Source organism: Klenkia soli, assembly GCF_900103975.1.
Lineage (GTDB): Bacteria > Actinomycetota > Actinomycetes > Mycobacteriales > Geodermatophilaceae > Klenkia > Klenkia soli.
Map to the genome: position 1 here is coordinate 336,324 of NZ_FNIR01000001.1, position 17,167 is coordinate 353,490.

The following is a 17,167-nucleotide window of genomic DNA, read 5'->3' on the forward strand; positions in this document are numbered from 1 at the left end:
ATGGACCCGGCAACCCTGATCGGCGTCGGCGTCGCGCTGGTCGCGATCCTGGTCTCGATGATCCTCGAGGGCTCGTCCCCCATGGCCATCATCCTGATCCCGCCGATCATCCTGGTCTTCGTCGGCACCTTCGGTGCCGCCGTCGCCGGCTCGACCATGGCCGACGTCAAGAAGGTCGGCGGCTGGATGAAGCAGGGCTTCATGCCCGCCGCCGTCCCGCCCGCCGCCGAGAAGATCCAGACCCTGGTCACCCTCGCCGAGAAGGCCCGCAAGGAGGGCCTGCTGGCCCTGGAGGGCGCGATCAAGGAGATCGACGACCCCTTCCTGCAGCGCGGCCTGCAGATGGCCGTCGACGGCACCGACCCCGAGGACCTGCGCACGGTGCTCGAGGCCGAGATCTCCGCCAAGAAGGGCGAGGACAAGACCGCCGCGAAGTTCTTCACCGCGATGGGCGGCTACGCGCCGACCATCGGCATCATCGGCACGGTCATCGGGCTCATCCACGTGCTGGAGAACCTCAACCAGCCCGACAAGCTCGGCCACCTGATCGCCGGCGCCTTCGTCGCCACCCTGTGGGGTGTGCTCTCGGCCAACATCTTCTGGCTGCCGGCCGGGGCCAAGATCACCCGCACCAGCGACCTGCAGGCCGCCCAGATGAAGCTGCTCGTCGAGGGCATCTCCGAGATCCAGGCCGGCACCAGCCCCCGCACCGTGCGGCAGAAGCTCACCTCCCTGGTGCCGCCCAGCGAGGCGGCCGCCATGGCCAAGGCCGCCGCATGAGCAAGCACGAGACCGGCGGGAAGAGCCGCCGGCGGCACGAGGAGCACGAGGAGGAGGAGCACGAGAACCACGAACGGTGGCTGGTCTCCTTCGCCGACATGATGACCCTGCTCACCGCGGTCTTCATCGTCCTGTACTCCATCAGCCAGGTCGACCAGCTGAAGTTCGCCGCGTTCGCCGAGGGCCTCTCGGAGAGCTTCGGCGCACCGACCTCGATCATCGACGACGGCTCGGTGACGGCGCAGACCAGCGTTCTGGACGAGCTCAACTCGCCGATGCAGATCGACAACTCCTCCGACCCCACGGTCAAGCCCGACGCCTCCGCGCAGGCCGCCGCGCAGGCCGCCGCCGCCGCGCAGCAGTCGGCGCAGACGAAGGCCGAGGCGCAGGCCCAGTTCGACTCGCTCGCCGCCGCGCAGGCCGCCATCACCGCAGCCCTCACCGCGGCCGGCGACGCCGACGCCGCGACCTACGAGATCACGGAGGACGGGTTGGTCGTGCACATCGTGGCCGACCAGGTGCTGTTCGGCCCCGAGCAGGCCGACCTGCGCGGCGAGGGCAAGACCGTGCTCGACGCGATCGCCCCCACGCTGGCCGGGCTGCCCAACCAGCTCGACATCGAGGGGCACACCAACTCGCTGCCGGTCACCCCGGGCGGCCGCTACCCCTCGAACTGGGAGCTGTCGACCGACCGGGCCGCCACCGTGCTGCGGTACCTCCTCACCGATGGTCTGGCCCCGACCCGGATGCAGGCCTCGGGCTTCGCCGACACCCGACCGCTCGTGCCCGACACCGACCCGGACTACGTGACCGTCAACCGCCGGGTGGACATCGTCGTCCTCTCGGACGCCTCCGCGGAGGCCAACTCCCTGCTGCCCGGCCTCGCCGCGCAGGCCGCCGGCACCACCACCACCCAGGAGAGCACGCCGTGAGCGCACCCACGAAGGAGCGGCCGGTCGCGGCCGCCGACGCCAAGGGCAAGAAGGGCACCGACGACGCCGAGGACGGCGAGGCGAAGAAGGGCGGCAAGCTCAAGCTGATCATCATCGCCGTCGTCGCCCTGCTCGCGATCGGCGCCGGGCTGTACTACTTCGTCTTCTCCGGCTCGGGGGACGACGCCGAGCCCGCCCCGGTGGCCGGCATCGTGCTGCCGCTGGACTCCGTCACGGTCAACCTGGCCGGTGGTGGCTACCTCAAGGTCGGGGTCACCCTGCAGCTGACCGAGGACGCCGGCGAGGAGGCCCCGGACGGCGCCAAGGCCACCGACATCATCATCGACATGTTCTCCGAGGCCCAGCCCACGGACGTCACCGGCAACCGCGACGCCCTCAAGGCCGAGCTCCAGCAGCGCATCGAGGACGCCTACAACACCGAGGAGGCCGGCGACCTGGTGATGGGCATCTACTACACGGAGTACGTCACCCAGTAGGGGACGGGACGGTCACCCTCGGCGCCCAGCCCGCCGATGAGGGAGTCGTGACCCTCGCCGACGCCGCACCCGCACCCCGGGGTGCGGCGTTGCTGGCTTCCCGGCGGCGGCGCGGCGAGCCCCGCAGCTACGACTTCCGGCGGCCCACGAAGCTGTCCCGGGACCACGTGCGGGTGCTGCAGAACCTGCTGGAGTCCTTCGCCCGGCAGACCGCGAACAACCTCACCCAGGTGCTGCGCACCGAGGTGAAGGTCGAGCTCGGCGGCATCGACCAGTTCGCCTACGACGACTACATCGCGCACCTGGACAACCCTGTGTTCATGTCGGTGCTCAGCTTCGAGCCGCTGCAGGGCCGCGGTCTGATGACCTGGTCGCTGGACGTCGCCATGGCCATGATCGACCAGCTGCTCGGCGGCTCCGGCGCGGCCGACCAGCCCCAGCGCCCCATGACGGGCATGGAGACGCGGCTGACCCAGTACCCCGTCGAGCGGGTGCTGCACGAGCTCGCCCTCGCCCTGCGCCCGGTGATCCGGGTCGACTTCGGGCTCGAGGGCTTCGAATACCAGCCGCAGCTGGTCCAGCTCGCCGTCGGCAGCGAGACCGTCGTCGTCAGCTCCTTCACCCTCACCCTCGGCGACCGCGAGACCGAGGCGACGATCATGCTGCCGTTCGCCCCGTTCGCCACCGCGCTGCACGACGCGACGTCGCCCCAGCTGTCCGCCCAGGCGCTGCGGGAGCGCAAGCAGGCCACCCAGGCGCTGTCCGAGCGGCTGGGCGCCGTGCCGGTCGAGGTCAACGCCCGCTTCAGGCCGATCAAGGTGCCCAGCGCCGACCTCCTGAGCCTCGCCGTCGGCGACGTGCTCCTCCTCCGCCACCCGCGGGACAGCCCGCTGGAGGTCACCACCAACGACGTCGTGTTCGCCCACGCCGTGGCCAGCAACCACCGCCGTCGGCTGGCCGCCGAGATCGTCGCCACCCCAGCCGGACACACCAGCACTGCGAGGGACCCCCAGTGAGCACCGACGACGCCGCCACCATCTCCACCGCCGTGGTCTCGGCCGCCCAGGCCGCGGGTGCGCTGCTGCCCGCGACCTCGGAGCTGACCTGCGGGTCCCCGGTCGACGACCCGGACATCGCCCCGTTGCCCGGCGACTCCCCCGCGGCGATCACCGCCCGGCTCTCCGGCGAGGTCAGCGGCGACGTCGTCCTGGTCGTGGCCGGCTCGGTCGTCGAGGCGCTGGCCAACTCGCCGGTCGGCAAGCTCGACGTCGCCGCCGCCATGCGCCCCGCCCTGGAGGCCGCGGCCGCCGTCCTCGGTCGCGTCACGGTCACCAGCGAGCGGATGGAGGAGCCCGAGGCGGCCCTCGACGGGCTGCGCGACAAGGGCGTCTTCCTGGCCGTCCCGCTGCTGGCCGGCGGCGAGCACCAGGCCACCCTCGCCCTGCAGGTGACCCTGCCCCGCCCCAGCTCGCAGACCCAGCGCGGCAGCCTCGAGCTGCTGCGCAACGTGGCCATGGAGGTCACCGTCGAGATCGGCCGCACCCGGATGACGGTGCAGGAGCTGCTGTCGCTCTACCCCGGTGAGATCGTCGAGCTCGACCGGGCCGCCAGCGCCCCCGCCGACCTGCTGGTCAACGGCACGCTCATCGCCCGCGGCGAGGTGGTCGTGGTCGACGAGGAGTTCGGGCTGCGGATCACCGAGGTGGTCACCGACGCCGCGGCCGCCGAGCTCGGGCAGGCGTCGGCATGACCTGGATGGTCATCCGGCTGATCCTGACGCTGGCCTTCGTCGCCGGCGTCCTGTGGTTCGCCGCCCGCGTGGCGAAGAAGCGCGGTCTGGGCGGGGGCAGCTCGATCATCGAGGTCGTCGCCCGGCAGCGGATGGGCCGCAGCAGCACGGTCGCCGTCCTCCGGGTGGCCGACCGCGTGCTCGTCGTCGGCACCACCGAGGAGCACGTGACGCTGCTGGCCGAGATGGACGGCGAGATCGTCGAGGAGATGCTGGCCGAGGCCGAGGAGGAGCGGGTCGCGCAGCAGGACGCCCGCCGCGCGGCGCTGGCCGCCCGCCGTCCGGTCGCCGTGCTCGAGGGGCCGGACGACGACGACTCGCCCACCACCCAGATCGCGCTCCCCCAGCTGCCCGGCGTGCCCGGGGCGCGCCGGCCGCGCAAGGCGCCCCCGGCCACCCGGCACGGCGGCGGCACCGGTGGCGGGCTCGTCGCCGGCTCGGTGTTCGACCGCGCGGCCTGGACCCAGGTCGTCGAGGGCCTGCGCGAGAGGACGGTGCGCCGCTGATGCCTGCGCTCCGCCCGGAGCGCGCCGGCCGGTGGGCCACCCGAGCGGGGGTGGTCGTCGTCGCGGGCGCGGCCCTCCTGACCCTGCTGGCCACGGCGGCCCTGGCCGCCGACGACCCGACCGCCCCCACGGCGCCGGTCGACCCGACCGCCCCCACCGGCGGGCTGGACATCAACATCGGCGGCAACAGCCCGTCCAGCGCGATCACCCTGATCCTGGCGATCACGGTGCTGTCGATCGCGCCGTCCCTGCTGCTGCTGGTCACCTCGTTCACCAAGATCGTCGTGGTGCTGTCGCTGACCCGCAACGCGCTGGGGCTGCAGAACTCCCCGCCCAACCAGGTGCTCACCGGGCTGGCGTTCTTCCTGACCCTGTTCGTCATGGGGCCGGTGATCGCCGACATCAACCACCTGGCCATCCAGCCCTACCTGGACGGCCAGATGTCGATCGGCCAGGCCTACGACGCCGGGGTCGAACCGCTCAAGCACTTCCTGCTGGCCAACACCCGCGGCGACGAGCTCAAGCTCATGGTCGGGCTCAGCGGCGAGCAGATGCCCGCCGACCAGGACGCGGTCAGCATGCTCACCCTGGTGCCGGCGTTCGTGCTCAGCGAGCTCAAGAGCGCCTTCATCATCGGGCTGGTCGTCTTCATCCCGTTCCTGGTGCTGGACATGCTGGTCAGCGCCGCGCTGATGGCGATGGGCATGATGATGGTGCCGCCGGTGATCGTCTCGCTGCCGTTCAAGCTGCTGCTGTTCGTCGTCGTCGACGGCTGGGCGCTGATCACCACGGCGCTGGTCGGCTCGTACTCGGGCAGCGGCTAGTGGACGACGCCCAGATCACCGACCTCGCGGTGCAGACGATGATCGTGGCGGCGAAGGTCTCCGCCCCGATCCTGCTGACGGCGCTGCTCGTCGGCTTCGCCATCTCGCTGTTCCAGGCGGCCACCCAGATCCAGGAGCAGACGCTCTCCTTCGTCCCGAAGCTGATCGCCGTGGCCGTCGCCCTGGTCGTCACCGGCAACTGGGTGCTGTCGGAGCTGGTCGCGTTCACCCACCAGCTCTTCGACTCGCTGCCTGCGCTGCTCGGCCGGAGCTGACCACGTGGACCTCGACGTCCCCGAGGCCACGCTCGCGGCCCTGCTGCTGGCCACCGCGCGCACCGCGGGGTTCGTCGTCCTGGCCCCGCCGTTCAACTCCAAGGCCATCCCGGCGACGGTCAAGGGCGCCCTGTCCGTCGCCCTCGCCCTGGTGGTCTTCCGGCAGGTCGAGGGCCAGCTCGGCACGCTGTCCGTGGGCTACCTGGTGCTCACCGCGCTCACCGAGGTGGTCATCGGGGCAGCCCTGGGGTTCATCGTGCAGCTGTTCTTCAGCGCGATCCAGCTGGCCGGGGACATCCTCGACGTCACCGGCGGGTTCTCGCTGCAGCCGGCCTACGACCCGCTGTCGATGAGCACCGCCTCGACGATCGGCCGGTTGCAGAACCTGCTGGCCACCGCGCTGCTGTTCACCAGCGGCGGGCACCTCATGCTCGTCCGCGGGCTGTTCACCTCCTACCAGGGACTGCCGCTGGGGGCCGTGCTGCCGCCGGACCAGATCGGGCAGACCGTGGTGCACGCGATGTCCACGATGTTCCTGGCCGCCATCCAGATCGCCGGCCCGCTGGTCGCGGTGCTGCTGCTGGCCGACGTCGCCCTGGGCCTGGTCTCGCGGGCCTCGCCGCAGATGAACATCTTCTCGATGGGCTTCCCGGTCAAGATCATGCTGACCCTGGTCATGCTCGGTCTCACCTTCCCGCTGCTGCCCACCGCGCTGGACTCCCTGATGGAGACGGCGACCCGTGCGGTGCTCGCGCTGAAGGCCGGGTAGCGCCGTGGCCAAGGACGGTCCCGGGGGTGAGAAGACCGAGAAGCCGACACCGCAGCGCCTCAAGAAGGCGCGCAAGGACGGCCAGGTCCCCCGCACGCAGGAGCTGGGCACCTGGCTCGGTGCCGTGGCCGCCAGCTTCCTGCTGCCGGCCATGGTGGGGCGGTCCTACGACGGCGCCCAGGCGCTGTTCCGGCAGATCGGCGAGGTCGCCGAGCGGCCCGACGTGGCGGCGATCCAGGTGCTGCTGGGCCAGGCGCTGTCGACGTTCCTGGCCGCGGCGCTCCCGCTCGCGGCCGGGGTCCTGGTGGTGGGGGTGCTCTCCTCCGCCGCCCAGGGCGGCATCGTGTTCGCCAGCAAGCCGCTCAAGCCCAGCCTCGGCAAGCTCAACCCCTTCCCCGGCCTCAAGCGCATGTTCGGCGGCCACGGTCTGTGGGAGACCGCGAAGGCGCTGATCAAGACGATCGCCATCGGCGTGGCCATCGGTTTCACCGTCGACGACGCGAAGATGCTGGTCGCCTCCTCGGGGTCGATGCCGCTGGGCACGGTCGCCTCGGTGTTCACCGACTCGGCGCTGATGATGCTGCGGGTGGCCGCGCTCACCGGCCTGGTCCTGGCCGTCGCGGACTACATGGTCGTGCGCATGCAGAGCATGAAGAAGCTGAAGATGAGCCACTACGAGATCAAGCAGGAGCACAAGCAGCAGGAGGGCGACCCGCACGTGAAGGGCCACCGCCGCGCGGTGATGATGGCCCAGGCCCGCAACCGCATGATGACCGACGTCACGACCGCCGACGTGCTGCTCACCAACCCCACCCACGTCGCCGTCGCCCTGAAGTACTCCAGCTCGTTCGGGGCGCCCCGGGTGGTCGCCAAGGGCTCGGGGGAGGTGGCGCGCCGCCTGCGCGAGCTGGCCGCCGAGCACGGCGTGCCCCAGGTCCGCGACATCCCGCTGGCCCGTGCCCTGCACGGCAGCTGCGACATCGGCCAGGAGATCCCGCCGCAGCTGTTCACCGCGGTCGCCCGGGTGCTGGCCTTCGTCATGCAGCTGGGGGCCAAGGGCATCAAGGGCGGCGTGCACCAGCCCGGCTTCACCCCGCCGGACACCGAGGGCCTCCCGGTCGCCGGCCGGCGCCGCGCCACCCCCGTCGCCGGCGGCGGCACCGGAGCCTAGAAGGACCACGTCCCTCCCCACGACGCGCTCCGCACGCCGCGGGCCCCTGGGACGCGGCCGTTCCAGGAGCACGTCGTGACCGTCCGGTCACGTGGGTCGGCGCGCCTGCCGATGTAGATCTGCGTGAAGTGGACGAAGGCAGCCGTGCCGATCGGCGTGGTGTCGATCGTGCTGATGCTCGTCGTGCCGATGCCGGCGGTGGTGCTGGACCTGCTCATCGGGATGAACATCGCGGCGTCGCTGCTGATCCTGCTGGTGGCGATGTCCATCAAGCGCCCGCTGGACTTCGCCGTCTTCCCCTCCGCGATCCTCATCGCGACGCTGCTGCGCCTGGCGCTGAACGTCTCCTCCACCCGGCTCGTGCTCTCCGACGGCTACGCCGGTGCGGTGATCGAGGCGTTCGGCCACTTCGTCATCGGTGGCTCGCTGGTCGTCGGCCTGGTGGTCTTCCTGATCCTCGTGGTCATCCAGTTCGTCGTCATCACCAAGGGTGCCGAGCGCGTGGCCGAGGTCGGCGCCCGCTTCACCCTGGACGCGATGCCCGGCAAGCAGATGGCCATCGACGCCGACCTGAACGCCGGGTTGATCACCGAGGCCCAGGCCCGCAAGCGCCGGGCCGACGTCACCGCCGAGGCCGACTTCTACGGCTCGATGGACGGTGCCAGCAAGTTCGTCAAGGGCGACGCGATCGCGGCGATCATCATCGTGCTGGTCAACCTCGTCGGCGGCCTGACCATCGGCATGGTGCAGAACGGGATGCCGATCGGCGAGGCGGTCAGCACCTACTCGCTGCTGGCCGTCGGCGACGGCCTGGTCTCGATGGTGCCGGCGCTGCTGCTCTCGACCGCCACCGGCATCGTGGTCACCCGCTCGGCCGCCGACGGCGACCTGGGCAGCGACATGATGGCCCAGCTCGGCCGCACCAAGCAGCCGTTGCGGATCGCCGGCGGGGCGCTGGTCGCGCTGGGCCTCATCCCGGGTCTGCCGAAGCTGCCGTTCCTGCTCGCCGGTGGGCTCTTCCTGCTCCTCGCGTCGCGGGTCGACGAGAACCCCCCGGTCGAGGAGGAGCCGGTCGCCGCCGCGGACGAGCCCTCGCCGGACTCCCCCGAGGCGATCGCCGAGAAGATGCGGGTGGACCCCCTCGAGCTGGAGGTCGCCTTCGACCTGGTCGAGCTGGTCGACACCGCCCGCGGCGGCGACCTGCTGGACCGGGTGAAGGCCCTGCGCCGCAAGGTCGCCATGGACACCGGCCTGGTCATCCCGCTGGTGCGCACCCGGGACAACCTGGACCTGCCGGCCTCCCAGTACGTGGTGTGGCTCAACGGCGTCCCGGTCGCCAAGGGGACGTCGCCGGCCGGCACCGTGCTGGCCATCGGCGACTCCCTGGACGGGCTGCCGGGGAAGCCCACGCGTGAGCCGGTCTTCGGCCTGGCCGCCAAGTGGGTGCCCGTCGAGCTGCAGCGCCAGGCCGAGATGGCCGGGGCAACCGTCGTCGACCGCTCGTCGGTCATCACCACGCACCTGGCCGAGGTCGTGCGCCAGAACGCCGCCCAGCTCCTGGGCCGGGAGGACGTCAAGTTGTTGCTGGAGATGGTGCGCCGCTCGCACCCGGTGGTCGTCGAGGAGCTGACCGGCGCCTCCCTGACCCTCGGCCAGGTGCAGCAGGTGCTGCAGGCCCTGCTGGAGGAGGGCGTCTCGATCCGCGACCTGGTCCGGATCTTCGAGGCCCTGTCGCTGCGCGCCAAGAGCGCCACCGACCTGGACAGCCTGGTCGAGGCCGCCCGCGGCGCCCTGGGCCCGGCGATCAGCCAGCCCTACGTCACCGCCGACGAGAAGCTCTACGTGATGACCCTCGACCCGGGCTTCGAGCAGCGCCTGCTGTCCGCCGTCCGGCAGGGCGAGCAGGGCGCGGTCCTGGCCCTGGACGCCGGGATGGTCGACGCCCTCGCCCGCGGGGCCAGCGACCTCCTCGACGACGCCGAGAAGCTGGGCATCACCGCACTGCTCGTCTGCTCCCCCCAGGTCCGCCCTGCCCTGTCCCGGCTCATGCGCCAGGTCGTGGCCCGCTGCACGGTCATCTCCTACTCGGAGGTCTCCCGTACGGCCCAGATCGAGACGATCGGAGTGGTGAACGGTGCCGTCGCACTCGCCTGAACCGCCGTCCGGGAACACCCGTGACGAAGCCATCGCGGCTGCCCGCGAGGAGTACGGCTCGGACGTCCGCATCCGGGGCGTGCGACGCATCCGCAGCGGTGGGGTGGCCGGCTTCTTCAGCCAGGAGCGGTTCGTCGCCGACGTCGTGGTGCCCGGGCTCGGCGACGCCGACGTCCCGGCCGCCCCCTCCAAGGCGCCCACGACGACCTCCTCGAAGGCACCTGCGGCGACCCGCCCGAAGGCCACCGGCAAGGGCAAGGTCGGTCCCGCCCGCGCCGCCACGCCCACCGTGGTCGCCGAGCTGCCCCGGACCGCCGCCCCGGCCGCCGACGAGCCGGCCGACCGCTGGCCGTCCTCCGGCCTGTCGGTCGACGACCTGCTGGAGGTCGCCCTCCAGGTCCGCGGCGCGCAGCGGGCCGCCGACGACGCCCCGACCAGCGTGCTGCCCGTGGTGGACCCGGTCGACGAGCTGGCCGAGCTGCTGGGCCCGGGCAGCTCCGACGTCGCCGTCTACTCCCCCGCGTCCGTCGCGCGCCCGGCCGCCGCACCTGTCCCGCGGCCCGTCGCGGCCCCGGTCGCCGAGCGCGCACCGGCCCTCGCACCGCAGGCGCCGGCGACCCCCTCGGCCCCGCGCACCCTCGCCACCCGTCGCGAGACCGACCCGGTCCCGCCGGCGGCACCGGCGTGGGAGCGGACCTCGCGGTCCGAGCGCCCCGCGGCCGCGGCGACGTCGGCACCGACCCCGGACGACGCGGACGGCGACACCCCGCCCTCGCCGTTCGCGGCGGCCCTGATGCGCGTGGTGACCCAGGACGACGAGGTGCAGGCCGCCGTGGCCGACGCCGAGGAGCACGAGGAGCAGCGGGTGGCCGCCGAGCAGGACGACGTCGCGACGACCACGGGGTCGGCGCCGACCGCGGCGCCCCCGCCCCCGGGGGACCGCGCCGCCGCGGTGCGCGCCGCCGCCCTGCGCGCCGAGGCGGAGGCCGTGGCCGCCGCCCGCGCCGACATCGACCGCGCCGAGGCAGCGGCCGAGGTCGCCGTCTCGGCCCGGCCCGCCGCGGTGACCCCGCAGGGCGCCCCCACCCGCACCGTGGAGCAGCGCCGGGAGGCCGCCCGCGCCCGGGCCGAGGCCCGGCGCAGTGCCCGCTCCGCCGTGGCGGACGCCGGTCCGGCCCCCGCCGCCGACGCGACCCCGGTCGCTCCCGCCGCGGCGGCCCCCACCTGGGACGCGACCAGCATCATCGAGCTCGCCCCCCGCGCCGGCCGTCCCGCCGCCGCCCAGCGCCCGCCGGCGCCGGTGGCCACCCGGGTGACCGCCGCGCGGGCCGGCGCGGCGCAGCTGCGTGAGGCGGCCATCCGCGCCGCCGGTGAGCTGGCCGAACGGCAGGTCGGCGAGCAGCGGACCGCGCCGGACCTGCTCGACGACTTCGTCGACCCGGAGCTCGCCGGCACCGCACGTCCGGCCGAGCCCTCCCTCGGTGACCGCGCGGCCCGGCTGCGCTCGGTGCTGGCTGCGGCCACCCCGCCGGCCGAGCTGCCCGCCGCCGGTACGGGTGCCGCCCCGGCCCGGCGCAGCCTGCCCGCCCTCCCGCCGTCGGGCACGACCCCCGCCGCCGAGCAGGCCGCCGCCGAGCAGGCCGAGCGCGCCGCCGTGGAAGCTGCGCGTCTCGCAGCCGAGCAGGCCGAGGCCCAGCGGGTCGCCGCCGAGCAGGCGGAGGCCCAGCGGGCAGCCGCCGAGCAGGCGGAGGCCGAGCGCATCGCGGCCGAGCGCATGGCGGCCGAGCAGGCCGAGGCCCGCCGGGCCGCGGCTCGGCAGGCCGCCGCCGAGGCGGCCCGCGTCGAGGCCCGTCGCATCGAGACCGAGCTGGCCGAGGCGCGCCGCGCGGCCGCCGCCGAGGCCGCTGCCGAGGCCCAGCGGGCGGAGGCCCAGCGCACCGCGGCGGCCGAGGCGCAGCGCCTCGCCGCCGAGCAGGCCGCCACCGAGCGGGCCGCCGCCCTGCGCGTCGCCGCCGAGCGGGCCGCCGCCCAGCGGGTCGAGGCCCAGCGCCGTGCCGTCGCGGAGGCCGAGCGGATCGCCGCCGAGGCCGAGCGGACCGCTGTCGCAGAGGCCCAGCGCATCGCTGCCGAGCGGGTTGCCGCCGAGCAGATCGCCACCGCCCGGGCCGAGGCCCAGCGCGCCGCGGCCGAGGCGGAGCGGGTCGCCGCAGCGGAGCGTGCTGCGGCGCACGCCGCTCGCGTCGACGCCGAGGCCGAGCGGGAGGCCGAGGTCCGGGCCGCCGCGGAGCAGGCCGGCCCGACCCTCGTCGAGGCCGGACGTCGCCGCACCCGGGCCGAGCGCCGGGAAGCCGCCGAGCAGGCCCGGCACGCCACCCCCGCGCCGATCGGCGTCGCGCCCCTCTCCGTCGCTCCGGCAGCCACCCCCGTCGCCGCCGAGGTCGACCCGCTCTGGGGCACCCCGGTGCGCCGGTCGGTGGAGGTGGCCGGGATCGACGGCGGACGGCACCGCGGTGCGGCCGCGGCCGCCCCCGGGACCGGCGCCGACGTCCCCGCCGACGCGGAGCCGGTCGTCGGCGTCGTGGTGGACGCCCCCCGGCCGAGCTACTCGGCCGGCTCCCGGTACGACGAGGTGCTCTTCGGCTCGCGCTCGGCGTCCCGCGGTGCGCAGCCGGACCCCCTGGAGGCCCTGCGCGCAGCGGCCCTCGCCGGTGGTGCGGTGTCCCCGCGCCGCCGGCGCGCGGAGGCCGCCGGCCGGCACCGCACGCTGCCCACCCAGGTCGACCTGCCCGTGGTCGGCGCGGGACGGCTGACCGCGCTGGACGACCCGGCCGAGGCGACCTCGGGCTTCATCGAGGCGCTGCAGGCCGTGGCCGACAGCGACTTCGTGACCGCCCCCGCACTGGCACCGGAGGTCTCGGACGTGCTGGTGCAGGAGATGGCCCACGAGATGGCCGCCGGGATGGCCGAGGAGCTGGCCCGCACGGCCAGCGACCCGTCCCCCGGCGCCGTCCTCTCCTCCGTGGCCTCCGCCCCGCCCGTCGTGCGGGGACCCCGCCCGTCGGTCCCGACCGGGCCGACCGGTGGTGCACGGGCGCTGCCGCCGCACCCCTCCACCCGGATGCGCGGCACCCGCGGCGACTCCGGTGACGGCTGGGCGACCATCACCCACCTGACCCCCGTGACCGACGGCCCCGGCCCGGCCGAGGGCGGGCCCGCCGGGCTGGCCGCCCTGGGCGTGCCGCCGTCGGTGCTGGGCGCCGGCTTCGCCGCCGAGGCTTCGCGCCGCGGCACCTTCGCCGCGCTGGCCTCGGCCCTCGGGCGCGCCCTCCCGCCCGCACCGGCGATCCCGTCCGAGCCCGGCGACGTCCTCGTCGTGGTCGGCCCCGGGGCCGAGGCGCTGGGTGCGGCCCGCGCCCTGGCCGTCGCGCTGCGGCTGGACCCCTCCCGGGTGCTGTGGTGCACGCGGGGTCCGCTGGCCGGTCTCGCCGGTGCCGACGTCCAGGTGTCCGGGGCCGCCGCGGCCGCGGACGTCCGGGCGCTGCTCGCCGGTGCCGACGTCCCCACGGTGATCGCGGTCGACGTCCCCCTCGGGGACGCCGGCGGCGCCTGGGCCGCGCAGATGGTGCAGGCGTGGGACGCGACCGCCGTCTGGGGCGTCCTGGACTCCACCCGCAAGCCGGCCGCCCTGCGCAGCTGGTTGGCCGGTCTGCCGCGGGTGGACGCGGTCGTGGTCACCGACACCGACGCCGCTCCTGACCCGGCCGCGCTCCTCGAGGGCCTGCCGGTGCCGGTGGCCGTCGTCGACGGCGCCCGGGCCACCCCGCACCGGTGGGCCGCGCTGCTCTGCGAGCGGCTGGCCGGGCGGCAATGAGCCCGCTGCGCTGGGACGTCCTCGGCGCAGCCCTGCTCTTCTCGCTGCCGGTCCTGCTGCTGGGTGTGACGGACGCGTTGAGCACCGACGAGATGGTCGACCGGCTGCCGTGGTGCCTGCTGGCCGGCTACGTCGCGAGCACGGTGCTGCGCCTGGTGCTCCCCGCGCCGAAGCCGGAGCCACCCCGCCGCCGTCCCCGCCGGCCACCCCCCGAGGACTGACCGCCGCCCAGCGTTGATCAGGGGGGTGCACGGTCGTCCGTCCTCCTCCACCGACCCTGGTGGAGGAGGACAGCACGTCGTGCACCCCCCTGATCGTCGCTGCTGGGGCGCCCCCGTCAGAGGGGGATGTCCTCCAGCATCTCGGTGACCAGCGCGGCGATCGGCGACCGCTCGGACCGGGTCAGCGTCACGTGCGCGAACAGCGGGTGGCCCTTGAGCGCCTCGATGACCGCGGTGACGCCGTCGTGCCGGCCGACCCGCAGGTTGTCCCGCTGCGCCACGTCGTGGGTGAGCACCACCCGCGAGTTGGTGCCCAGCCGCGACAGCACGGTGAGCAGCACCCCGCGCTCGAGGGACTGCGCCTCGTCGACGATCACGAACGAGTCGTGCAGCGAGCGGCCGCGGATGTGGGTCAGCGGCAGCACCTCGATCAGGCCCCGGGCGAGGATCTCGGTGACCACCTCGCTGCTGACCAGCGCGCCCAGGGTGTCGAAGACCGCCTGCGCCCAGGGCGCCATCTTCTCGCCCTCGGACCCGGGCAGGTAGCCCAGCTCCTGGCCCCCGACGGCGTAGAGCGGCCGGAAGATGACCACCTTCTTGTGCGCGCGGCGCTCCATCACCGACTCCAGGCCGGCGCACAGCGCCAGGGCCGACTTGCCGGTGCCGGCCCGGCCGCCCATGGAGACGATGCCGACCTCGGGGTCCAGCAGCAGGTCCAGGGCGATCCGCTGCTCGGCCGAGCGGCCGTGCAGGCCGAACGCCTCGCGGTCGCCGCGGACCAGCTTGACGTGCTTGTCGGCGGTCACCCGGCCCAGCGCCGAGCCGCGCGAGGAGAGCAGCACCAGGCCGGTGTGCGTGGGCAGCTCGGCAGCGCCGGGCAGGAACAGCGCGCCGCCGTCGTAGAGCGCGGAGATCTCGTCGTCGGAGAGCGACAGCTCGGCCATGCCGGTCCAGCCGGCGTCGACCGCGCCCAGACCCCGGTACTCGTCGGTCTCCAGACCCACGGCGGCGGCCTTGACCCGCAGGGGGACGTCCTTGGTCACCAGGCACACGTCGCGGCCCTCGCCGCGCAGGTTCAGCGCCACCACCATGATCCGGCTGTCGTTGCTGTCGTTGCGGAAGCCCGCGGGCAGCACCGAGGAGTCGGAGTGGTTGAGCTCGACGTGCAGGGTGCCGCCCTCCTCGCCCACCGGGATCGGGGCGTCGAGCCGGCCGTGCTGCACGCGGAGGTCGTCGAGCATGCGCAGGGTCTGCCGGGCGAACCAGCCCAGCTCGGGGTGGTGCCGCTTCTCCTCCAGTTCGCCGATGACGACGAGGGGGACGACGACGTCGTGCGCACCGAAGCGGGCCAGGGCGCCCGGGTCGGAGAGCAGGACGGAGGTGTCGAGGACGTACGTGCGGCGAGAACTCACGAGTCGACTCCCGATGGGGTGCTGGCGCACCCCTGCTCGAAGGTGGCCGGGACCCGGCGCAGGGGCCGTGGTCCGGCCCCCCTGGTCGACAGCTCGCATCGGACCAACCGGGCCTCCCGTGTCCGGGGAGGCGGGCTCCCCTGACACCGACGACGGTAGGCGCCCGAGGTGTCCTGCGCGTGACAGGACACCCCGTCTCACCCGGTGGAGTTGTTCAGCCACTCTCCTTGCGGAACTGGGAGGTCCCGTACCAGGCGCCGAGGCCGGCCAGCAGCACGGTGAACAGCGCGCCCCACCCGACGTCGGGTGCCCCGAAGTCGCCGGCGAACAGCGACCGGGCGCCGTCCACGATGTGGCTGAAGGGCACCACGTCCGACACCGCCTGCAACCAGCCCGGGGCCAGCGTCATCGGCAGCAGGATCCCCGACAGCAGCACGACGGGGAACAGCACGGTGTTGAGCAGCGGGGCGAAGGCGTCCTCGCTCTTGAGCGTCAGCGCCAGCGCGTAGGACACCGCGGCCAGCGATCCGCCGAGGACGGCGACCAGCAGGATCGTGAGGACGACGCCGCCCACCGAGGCGTCCAGCCCGAACGGGACGGCGACCAGCACGAGCACCACGCCCTGCACGGCGAGCACCAGCACGTCGCGCAGCACCCGGCCCAGCAGCAACGCCGCGCGCGGGGCCGGCGACACCCGCTGGCTCTCGATGACCCCGGCGCGGTACTCGGCGATCAGGCTGAACCCGACGAACGCGGAGCCGAACAGGCCCAGCTGCACGAGGATCCCGGGCACGAAGACCTGGTAGGCGTTGGCGCCGCCGAGCTGGCCGGCGATCGGCTCGAGCAGCGGGCCGAAGAGCACGATGTAGAGCACCGGCTGCATGAGGCTGATGACCAGCCACGCCGGGTTGCGCAACGAGGTGCGCAGCGCCCGGACGAAGACCGTGCCGGTGTCGCGGACCATGGTGCTCATCGGGTCGCCTCCGCGGCGGGCTCGGGGACGGCCGGGTGCTCGCCGTCGCGCAGCGAGCGGCCGGTGACGGTGAGGAAGACGTCGTCCAGGCTGGGGCGGCGGCTCTCGACGCCGGTGACCTCGATGCCGGCGGCGTCCAGGTCGCGCAGCAGGGCGACCAGCGCGGCGCCGCCGGCGGGCACCCGGCAGGTGACCCGGTCGCCGTCCACCCGCGCCGTCTCGGCGCCGGGGAGCCCGGCCATGCGCCCGGCGACCTCGGCCGCCCGCGTGGAGGTGACGGTGAGCAGGTCGCCGCCGACGGAGCTCTTCAGCTCGTCCGGTGTGCCCGAGGCGACGATCGAGCCCTTGTCGATGACCAGCACCCGGTCGCAGAGCGCGTCGGCCTCGTCCAGGTAGTGCGTGGTGAGGAAGACCGTCGTCCCCCGGTCCCGGCGCAGCGCCTCGATGTGCTCCCAGAGGTTGGCCCGCGCCTGCGGGTCCAGGCCCGTGGTGGGTTCGTCGAGGAAGACCAGGCCCGGCACGTGCACGAGACCCATCGCGATGTCCAGCCGGCGGCGCTGGCCACCGGACATCGCCTTGGGCTGGCGCTCCCACAGCCCGTCGAGGTCCAGCTCGGCGAACAGCTGCTTGCCGCGGGCCGTGGCGTCGGCGGTGCTGACGCCGTAGAGCCGGGCGTGGCTGACCAGTTCCTCCCCCGCCCGGTTCTCCGGCGCGGTCGAGCCGGCCTGCGAGACGTAGCCGATGCGGCGCCGGACGCCGACCGGGTCGGTGAGCAGGTCGCAGCCGGCGACCGTGGCCGTGCCTGCCGTGGGGGCCAGCAGCGTGGTGAGCATGCGCATCGTGGTGGTCTTGCCGGCGCCGTTGGGCCCCAGGAAGCCGACGATCTCGCCGGCCTCGACGTCCAGGTCGACCCCGGCGACGGCCTTCACCTCGCTGCTCTGCCTGCCGCGCTTCTTGGCGAACGTGCGGGACAACCCGCGGGCGTGGATCACG

At 74.2% G+C, this 17,167-nt stretch carries 16 protein-coding genes; 13 read left to right on the plus strand and 3 right to left on the minus strand.

Features of this window, described 5'->3' with window-relative positions; all coding sequences use genetic code 11:
- The 13 genes from BLS67_RS01755 to BLS67_RS01815 all read left to right on the plus strand — a co-directional run bounded on the left by BLS67_RS01755 (position 1) and on the right by BLS67_RS01815 (position 13,789).
- Positions 1-780, plus strand: coding sequence for a motility protein A (locus BLS67_RS01755; protein WP_091238483.1), 780 nt, complete (start codon positions 1-3; stop codon positions 778-780).
- On the plus strand, positions 777-1,712 hold the full coding sequence (locus tag BLS67_RS01760) for an OmpA/MotB family protein (protein WP_091238488.1): 936 nt from the start codon (positions 777-779) through the stop codon (positions 1,710-1,712). Before BLS67_RS01755 ends, BLS67_RS01760 begins: the two co-directional genes overlap by 4 nt.
- Positions 1,709-2,209: a flagellar basal body-associated FliL family protein gene (locus tag BLS67_RS01765; protein ID WP_091238491.1), complete on the plus strand. Its 501-nt coding sequence runs from the start codon at positions 1,709-1,711 to the stop codon at positions 2,207-2,209. Before BLS67_RS01760 ends, BLS67_RS01765 begins: the two co-directional genes overlap by 4 nt.
- Before the next feature lie 47 nt (positions 2,210-2,256).
- The gene (locus tag BLS67_RS01770; RefSeq protein WP_091238495.1) at positions 2,257-3,225 is read left to right on the plus strand and encodes a flagellar motor switch protein FliM; all 969 of its coding nucleotides are present in this window, start codon (positions 2,257-2,259) and stop codon (positions 3,223-3,225) included.
- Complete coding sequence (gene fliN, locus BLS67_RS01775) at positions 3,222-3,959, plus strand: flagellar motor switch protein FliN (RefSeq protein WP_091238498.1); 738 nt, start codon at positions 3,222-3,224, stop codon at positions 3,957-3,959. Before BLS67_RS01770 ends, fliN begins: the two co-directional genes overlap by 4 nt.
- A complete protein-coding gene (locus BLS67_RS01780; protein WP_091238504.1) occupies positions 3,956-4,504 on the plus strand; it encodes a FliO/MopB family protein in 549 nt (182 codons plus the stop codon). Before fliN ends, BLS67_RS01780 begins: the two co-directional genes overlap by 4 nt.
- Positions 4,504-5,328 carry a flagellar type III secretion system pore protein FliP gene (gene fliP / locus BLS67_RS01785; RefSeq protein ID WP_091238508.1) on the plus strand — a complete coding sequence of 275 codons (825 nt, stop codon included), beginning with the start codon at positions 4,504-4,506 and terminating at the stop codon, positions 5,326-5,328. Before BLS67_RS01780 ends, fliP begins: the two co-directional genes overlap by 1 nt.
- On the plus strand, positions 5,328-5,603 hold the full coding sequence (fliQ, locus tag BLS67_RS01790) for a flagellar biosynthesis protein FliQ (protein ID WP_091238512.1): 276 nt from the start codon (positions 5,328-5,330) through the stop codon (positions 5,601-5,603). The genes fliP and fliQ overlap by 1 nt, the downstream gene beginning before the upstream one ends.
- Before the next feature lie 4 nt (positions 5,604-5,607).
- The gene (gene fliR, locus BLS67_RS01795) at positions 5,608-6,372 is read left to right on the plus strand and encodes a flagellar biosynthetic protein FliR (protein ID WP_091238516.1); all 765 of its coding nucleotides are present in this window, start codon (positions 5,608-5,610) and stop codon (positions 6,370-6,372) included.
- Between the two features lie 4 nt (positions 6,373-6,376).
- A complete protein-coding gene (locus BLS67_RS01800) occupies positions 6,377-7,543 on the plus strand; it encodes an EscU/YscU/HrcU family type III secretion system export apparatus switch protein (protein WP_091238519.1) in 1,167 nt (388 codons plus the stop codon).
- A 123-nt stretch (positions 7,544-7,666) separates the two neighbouring features.
- Positions 7,667-9,697 carry a flagellar biosynthesis protein FlhA gene (flhA, locus tag BLS67_RS01805; protein WP_207500171.1) on the plus strand — a complete coding sequence of 677 codons (2,031 nt, stop codon included), beginning with the start codon at positions 7,667-7,669 and terminating at the stop codon, positions 9,695-9,697.
- Entirely contained in the window at positions 9,678-13,568 is a 3,891-nt protein-coding gene (locus tag BLS67_RS24670) for a hypothetical protein (RefSeq protein WP_091238527.1), read from the plus strand. The genes flhA and BLS67_RS24670 overlap by 20 nt, the downstream gene beginning before the upstream one ends.
- Entirely contained in the window at positions 13,565-13,789 is a 225-nt protein-coding gene (locus BLS67_RS01815; protein WP_091238531.1) for a hypothetical protein, read from the plus strand. Before BLS67_RS24670 ends, BLS67_RS01815 begins: the two co-directional genes overlap by 4 nt.
- A 116-nt stretch (positions 13,790-13,905) precedes the next feature.
- Here the strand turns inward: BLS67_RS01815 and BLS67_RS01820 are convergent, their stop codons facing one another.
- The 3 genes from BLS67_RS01820 to BLS67_RS01830 form a co-directional block, all read right to left on the minus strand.
- Positions 13,906-15,201 (minus strand): RNA 5'-3' helicase PhoH2, encoded by a 1,296-nt coding sequence (locus BLS67_RS01820; RefSeq protein ID WP_091238536.1) that lies wholly within the window; start codon positions 15,199-15,201, stop codon positions 13,906-13,908.
- 214 nt (positions 15,202-15,415) lie between these two features.
- Entirely contained in the window at positions 15,416-16,174 is a 759-nt protein-coding gene (locus BLS67_RS01825; RefSeq protein WP_091238540.1) for an ABC transporter permease, read from the minus strand.
- Positions 16,171-17,166: an ATP-binding cassette domain-containing protein gene (locus BLS67_RS01830; protein ID WP_091238543.1), complete on the minus strand. Its 996-nt coding sequence runs from the start codon at positions 17,164-17,166 to the stop codon at positions 16,171-16,173. Before BLS67_RS01830 ends, BLS67_RS01825 begins: the two co-directional genes overlap by 4 nt.
- Position 17,167: the final 1 nt, after the last annotated feature.

Bases quoted from the DNA above. Each gene is read 5' to 3' on its own strand.
- BLS67_RS01755 (WP_091238483.1), top strand. From the start codon at position 1: ATGGACCCGGCAACCCTGATCGGCGTCGGCGTCGCGCTGGTCGCGATC.
- BLS67_RS01760 (WP_091238488.1), top strand. From the start codon at position 777: ATGAGCAAGCACGAGACCGGCGGGAAGAGCCGCCGGCGGCACGAGGAG.
- BLS67_RS01780 (WP_091238504.1), top strand. From the start codon at position 3,956: ATGACCTGGATGGTCATCCGGCTGATCCTGACGCTGGCCTTCGTCGCC.
- fliP (WP_091238508.1), top strand. From the start codon at position 4,504: ATGCCTGCGCTCCGCCCGGAGCGCGCCGGCCGGTGGGCCACCCGAGCG.
- BLS67_RS01815 (WP_091238531.1), top strand. From the start codon at position 13,565: ATGAGCCCGCTGCGCTGGGACGTCCTCGGCGCAGCCCTGCTCTTCTCG.
- BLS67_RS01825 (WP_091238540.1), bottom strand. From the start codon at position 16,174: ATGAGCACCATGGTCCGCGACACCGGCACGGTCTTCGTCCGGGCGCTG.